We start from the raw sequence: 6,044 nt of genomic DNA, 5'->3' as shown, positions 1-6,044 counted from the left end.
GTGGGCGCGGCGTACTCTCACACCCCCCCCGGCGGGGGGCGGCCGGCGGGGGGGGGGCCGCCCCCCCCCCTCTCGGCTGCCCGAGTGTCAGCTCACGTTCGCCCGTGGGTCACGGTCAGGCCGCTGCCGGGGCGCCGAGCATCGCGGAGGCGTGCTGGAGGGGGTCGAGGCCGCGGGCGGGCGCGGTGTTCTGGGGAAGGCCGCGACAGGTGAAGCCGAGCTTGGTCATGGCGCGGAGGACTTCACCGGCACTGAAGTCGCGGCGGTCCTGGTGTGTGATGGCCTGGCCGACCTGCTTGACGGGGTAGGTACGGCGGCCGATGATCACGGACTCGCCGACGACCTCCTCGGGCTTGACGCCCCGCATGGTCTCCAGGACGCCGCTCTTGGTGAGGTCGAACGGGAAGCGGGCGATGACACAGCGCACGATGCCTCACAGGGAGGGAAGGGGATGGTTCCGCCGTGGTGAGGCGGTTCACGCGAGGACGAGGGCGGGCGCGGGGGCGCCCTGGGCGTCGTCCTGCTCGCCCACGACGGACGGGGTGACGATCCGGGGACGTACCGCCCGCCCGATCGTCAAGGCGGTGGCCGAGGTGAGCGGCCCGCCGTCGCCGGAGAGGTCGCGCAGCTGGAGCCGGTCCGTGTAGACGGCGCTGTCGCGGACGGCGGTGAGCTGGGTCCGGGTGACCAGGCCGGTGCACTGACCGTCGTTGTCGCAGACGAGCAAGTGCCCGGTGCGGGCCCCGGCCATGACGGACAGGGCCACCTCGACGGTCATGTCGTCGCAGACCTGTGGTCCGGCCGGGTCCACGGCGTCGGCCACCGTCCTGGGTGCGAGGGCGGCATGCGTCGAGCAGTGCTGCATCTGGACCAGCGTCACAGCGTGCCTCCTGCGGAGATGGGTCGGCTTCCGGATCACGTGGCGCTCAGGCTGCCGCGCCGGCAACGGAACGCCGTCCGCCGGCGCGCCGGGCGGCCGAGGCGGGGCCGCGTCGGCCGCGGGAGGTCGTGCCGCGCTTGCGCTGTTCGGCGGGCGGCGCGGTGATCGTCACGGGGATCCCGGAGGGGGTCCGCGCGCCGGTGATCCGGGTGAGCGCCTCCTCGCCGGAGCGGACCTGGGTGGTCTCGGGCACGATGCCGGCGGCGGCCATGAGGCGGTTCATGTCGCGGCGCTGGTTGGCGGTGACCAGGGTGACGACGCTGCCGGACTCGCCGGCCCGCGCGGTACGGCCGCCGCGGTGGAGGTAGTCCTTGTGGTCGGTCGGCGGGTCGACGTTGACGACGAGGTCGAGGTTGTCGACGTGGATGCCGCGCGCCGCGACGTTCGTGGCGACGAGGACGGTGACGTGCCCGGTCTTGAACCGGGCGAGGGTGCGGGTGCGCTGCGGCTGGGTCTTCCCGCCGTGCAGGGCGGCGGCCCGGACACCGCAGCCGAGGAGGTCCTCGGTGAGTCGGTCCACGGCGTGCTTGGTATCCAGGAACATGATCACCCGGCCGTCGCGCGCCGCGATCTCCGTCGTCAGCCGCTGCTTGTCGGCGCCGTGCACGTGCAGGACGTGGTGCTCCATCGTGGTGACCGCGCCCTGGGAGGGGTCCACGGAGTGGACGACGGGGTCGGTGAGGTAGCGGCGGACCAGGAGGTCGACGTTGCGGTCCAGGGTCGCGGAGAACAACATGCGCTGGCCCTCGGGGCGGACCTGGTTCAGGAGCGCGGTGACCTGCGGCATGAAGCCCATGTCGGCCATCTGGTCGGCCTCGTCCAGGACGGTGATCGCGACCTGGTTCAGCCGGCAGTCGCCGCGGTCGATGAGGTCCTTGAGGCGGCCGGGGGTGGCCACGACGACCTCGACGCCGCTCCGCAGCGCGTTCGCCTGCCGGCCGATCGGCATGCCGCCGACGACGGTGGCCAGGCGCAGCTTCACGGCGCGGGCGTAGGGGGTGAGGGCGTCCGTGACCTGCTGCGCGAGTTCCCGGGTGGGGACCAGGACGAGCGCGAGCGGCTGACGGGGCTCGGCGAGCTGTCCGGCGGTGCGGGCCAGCAGGGCCAGGCCGAAGGCGAGGGTCTTGCCGGAGCCGGTCCGGCCGCGTCCGAGGACGTCACGGCCCGCCAGGGAGTTCGGCAGTGTCGCCCCCTGGATCGGGAACGGCACGGACACGCCCTGAGCCGTGAGCGCGGCCAGCAGGGTCTTCGGCATGTCGAGATCGGCGAACGCCTCGACGGCGGGCAGCGCCGGAGTGATCGTCTTCGGCAGGGCGAACTCCCCTTGCACCTGGGCGGGCCGCCGGCCGGAACCGCCCGACCGGCTCGGACCTCCCGAACGGCTCGGCGCGGACGAACCGAAGCGACCTCCCCGGCCCGTTCCGGCGGAGGAGTCGTACGTGTGGCCGCCGTTGCGGCGGGTGCGGGAGGAACGGCTGTTCGTGCGTGTGGGGTTCATTCAGAACCTTCCTTTGATACGGCGCGTATCGAGGAATTCCCGCGCGGAGAAGCAGCATGGGTAATCACGGGCACGGGCCGAATGAAACGCGAAAGCAGGCGGCTTGGCTCAGGACAAGAAATTGTCGGCACAAGCGGGCGTGAAAGAAATATGAGAGACGCAGGTGTGCGTGAGGACCCTGCGAAATGCAGGCAGCTGGGGCCCGCACCCCGAGGGATGCGGGCCCCAGCTACGTCTTACGCGTCAGCGTCAGGCGGGAACGATGTTCTCGGCCGTCGGGCCCTTCTGGCCCTGCGCGATGTCGAAGGAGACCTTCTGGCCCTCCTGGAGCTCGCGGAAGCCCTGGGCGGCGATGTTCGAGTAGTGGGCGAACACGTCAGGACCGCCACCGTCCTGCTCGATGAAGCCGAAACCCTTTTCCGCGTTGAACCACTTCACGGTGCCAGTAGCCATGTCATATCTCCTTAGGGCAGTACGCCGGTGTCCGTACCGTACGGACACCGTGTCGCCGCGATGATGCCCTGCCCGGAAAATGACCGGAAAAAGCGCTTCCGTACGGCGCGTGACCGGCCGGAGGCGCTTGAAGCTTTGTGGGTACCAAAACTGCAACTGAGTTCGACAGTAGCACGGTCACCGTAGTCCGTGTGCGTCGAATATTTCCCCCCTGTGTGTCGCTGGCAAAAACCCTCTCCGCGATGGTCGTTAAAATCTCAGGCCGCGAACACAGGTATTCATTCAGAGCGTCGGACGGTGACCGACGCGGCGACCCTGTGCGCCAGTGCTGCCAGGTGGCGTTCGGTGTCCAGCGCTGCTTGGCAGCCGCTGGCGGCGGCGGTGATGGCTTGGCGGTAGGTGTGGTCGACGACGTCGCCGGCGGCGAAGACGCCGGGGAGGTTCGTGCGGGTGGAGGGAGCCTCGACCTTGATGTAGCCCTCGTCGACCAGGTCGACCTGGTCGGTGAAGAGCTCGGTGCGCGGGTCGTGGCCGATGGCGATGAACAGGCCGGTGGCGTCGAGGTCGCGGGTCTTGCCGGTGAAGGTGTCGCGCAGGGCGACGCCGGCGAGCATGCCGTTCTCGGACTTGATCTCGGCGATCTCGCTGTCGGTGACTTCCTGCGGCTCGTGACCGACCTCAACACCCGCACGGACGGGGCCGCGACCGGAACGGGGGACCGGTCGCGGCCCCGCGCCGTGCTTCCCGCCAGGGCCTCGCATGCGTGGCGGGCGAGATCGGCGGTGACGCGGGAGCGGGTGGCGCGCTCGAAGGCGTGGTCCGTTCGAGGTCGGTCCTCACGGAGTTAGGTGCGGTGAGCGGCAGCAGACCCAGTACTCCACCGAGCGCGGCCAGTTGGCCCTTGGGCCACGTGGCCTCGGGCGCGGCCATGAGGGGCGTTATGGCATGCGAATGGCGCGCGAGTCCAGAAAGGTCTGGACAACACAAAAGCCCCGGGTCTCTGACCTGGGGCTTCGTTATGGAGCGGATGACGGGAATCGAACCCGCGCCATAAGCTTGGGAATCACCCGGCACTTGGGCGTGTGCATGGCTTCTGACCTGCGCGAACTCCCTTGGAGGGCTCTCTGCTGGATGCGTCCGGCTCACCCTTCTTGACCGAGATTTACCGCCCCCACTGGCAGGTTGTGGCACGGCCTCCCACAGAAGGTCGGCCGCATGCGGGCGATGTGCCGGCGCCGGTACTGCCTACGGTTTCTCGGCGGCCCGGCGGAGCAGGGCAACCGGTTGATCGACCGACGTCGACCTGGTCTTCATGCCGTACGGCTCCTGCTCGTCCTCGCTGAGCACTTCCTGGCTGTCCGGGTCACGGGCGATGTGGACCTGCATGTAGGGGATGGTGTCTCCGGGCGCGAAGGGCTGTCCCTCACGCCATTTCGGGATCACCCACCACATGGCCGCCCAGTCGGGAGCCTGAGTCATGTTCATGATCGCGCTGCTGCGGTAGATCCTCGACCGGTAGCGAAAGAAGTCATCGCCCGGGTTCGCGAGCCAGGGTGGGGCGTCCCAGACGTGCTTCCGATCGGCGGAGTCCACGTCCCACGAGTACTCGATCGACTGCGGGTAGCTGTTGGCGAGCTTGCAGCGGTCGGCCCGGATGAACGAGATCGCTGCGTCCAGTTCGACGCGTCCCTGACCGGCGTCCTTCAGCGGCACTTCGATGACGGCCTGCTTCGAGAAGTCGTCACCGGGGTCGAGGCGGCTGCCGGCAGAGGTGATCTGTCCTGCCGCCAGGAGGCGGGCCGGGGCGTTGAAGTCCTCGTGGCTGTGGGTGTCCCAGCCGTCGCCCAGTTCGTCCCGCCACCTCGTCAGCCCGGTGCCCTTCTCACGGAAGGTGCTCGGCCAGATCGTGGCCGACCACTGCGTTCCGACGACGAAGATGCTGATGGATCCCTCGTTACGGAACGTGAGGTGGGCCGGTACGTACAAGCTGGTGCGGGCGGCGTTCATGGTCGGTTTCCCGAAGGAGACCATGAAGGGGACCTTGGGCGGGGCGACGTACGGGGTGTACATGGCGGAGTACGCCACGCTCGCGGAACCGATGAGGGCGGACAGGGCGACTCCGGTCGCGAAACTCTTCGGGTGCGGAATCCCCTGCCAGACCTTGTGCCGGCTCACCTCCCACAGTGCCCAGGCAGACCACGCCACCAGGGAGACCCACAGCCAGAACAACCCTGCGTGGTAGCCCCCCTCCCACTGCAGGATCAGGAACATCAGACTGGTGACGGCCACGATGACGACCCCCAGCAGGACGCACTGCCCCGCATACCGGGTGGACCGCTTGCCCCAGTGGTCAAGGACTGCCGCTGCCGCGACCGTCTCCACCACCGCGGCGGTCAGGAACACCACACCCATGACCCGCCCGCCGAAGGTCAGTGCTCTGAGGGTGTCCGTCAGCCCCACCCGGAAGAGCACGGCTGCGGAAACCAGAAGCCCGAGCATCATGAGACAGGCTTGGATGCGCCTCCACCAAGGTCGGTCCGGCCACAGGTCGGGGTCGGCCTGCCATCGGACCTGCCCGGGATGACCGAGGTCGATGTCCGCGGGCATACCTGCCCGCCGCAACACCCGGCGGAGGTCCCGGCGCGACCACGCCCGGCCCACGCTCTTCCCTGCGACGCTGACCTCGCGCAGCCCCCGGCTGTCGGGTGCGTGGACGATGACCTGCGGTCCGCTGGCTGTCATGTCATCAGGATCGGCGTTGCGTGAGAGGGACGCAGTCGGCCTGGGCATCCGGGTGACCCCGGTTCCCGCGGCACCTGATGGCCTGCCTGGGGCGTCGCCATGGCTGCTGCGGTCTGTGCAGAGGTGGACGGAGTGGCAACTGCGCCTCTAGTAGCGCGAATTCACGCCCGGATGTGCAGAGATTGGCGCAGGTCACAAAACGTGTCTCGTGACTCGAGACCGCCGGGCGTCCGAGTGATCCAAGCGCTGCGCGAGCAGGCTTCCTGCCAGGGCATTTTCGCGAGATGGGGCACGCGGAGGGCACGGCAAGGGCTGACAGGTCTAGACAACGAAGAGTGGGGGGGGGGGGGGGCGGGGGGCGGGCTCGCGCGAGAGCTGGTGGGGAGCTGACAGCGCGCGCGCGAAAGGGTA

General features: G+C 69.3%; 5 protein-coding genes and 1 pseudogene. All 6 read right to left on the bottom strand.

Annotated elements, in window-relative coordinates; translation table 11 throughout:
• Positions 1-115: 115 nt before the first annotated feature.
• Positions 116-427, bottom strand: a complete 312-nt coding sequence (locus tag ACFVZW_RS25065) for an SCO5918 family protein (RefSeq protein ID WP_384525255.1) — start codon at positions 425-427, stop codon at positions 116-118.
• A gap of 48 nt (positions 428-475) precedes the next feature.
• The gene (locus tag ACFVZW_RS25060) at positions 476-880 is read right to left on the bottom strand and encodes a CBS domain-containing protein (RefSeq protein ID WP_384525252.1); all 405 of its coding nucleotides are present in this window, start codon (positions 878-880) and stop codon (positions 476-478) included.
• Between the two features lie 46 nt (positions 881-926).
• Positions 927-2,438: a DEAD/DEAH box helicase gene (locus tag ACFVZW_RS25055; RefSeq protein ID WP_384525249.1), complete on the bottom strand. Its 1,512-nt coding sequence runs from the start codon at positions 2,436-2,438 to the stop codon at positions 927-929.
• Between the two features lie 249 nt (positions 2,439-2,687).
• Positions 2,688-2,891, bottom strand: coding sequence for a cold-shock protein (locus ACFVZW_RS25050; protein ID WP_030939356.1), 204 nt, complete (start codon positions 2,889-2,891; stop codon positions 2,688-2,690).
• 278 nt (positions 2,892-3,169) lie between these two features.
• Positions 3,170-3,541 (bottom strand): annotated as a pseudogene (locus ACFVZW_RS25045) (NAD(P)/FAD-dependent oxidoreductase); the annotation flags it as partial.
• A gap of 595 nt (positions 3,542-4,136) precedes the next feature.
• Complete coding sequence (locus ACFVZW_RS25040) at positions 4,137-5,633, bottom strand: hypothetical protein (RefSeq protein WP_384525246.1); 1,497 nt, start codon at positions 5,631-5,633, stop codon at positions 4,137-4,139.
• Positions 5,634-6,044 lie beyond the last annotated feature (411 nt).

Source organism: Streptomyces sp. NPDC059567, from assembly GCF_042735655.1.
Classification (GTDB): domain Bacteria; phylum Actinomycetota; class Actinomycetes; order Streptomycetales; family Streptomycetaceae; genus Streptomyces.
Note: the sequence above shows the minus strand (reverse complement) of the source record. Positions and strands in the feature narration are given on the sequence as shown.

Coding starts and splice junctions, on each gene's coding strand:
- ACFVZW_RS25050 (WP_030939356.1), bottom strand. CDS start 2,891: ATGGCTACTGGCACCGTGAAGTGGTTCAACGCGGAAAAGGGTTTCGGC.
- ACFVZW_RS25055 (WP_384525249.1), bottom strand. CDS start 2,438: ATGAACCCCACACGCACGAACAGCCGTTCCTCCCGCACCCGCCGCAAC.
- ACFVZW_RS25040 (WP_384525246.1), bottom strand. CDS start 5,633: ATGACAGCCAGCGGACCGCAGGTCATCGTCCACGCACCCGACAGCCGG.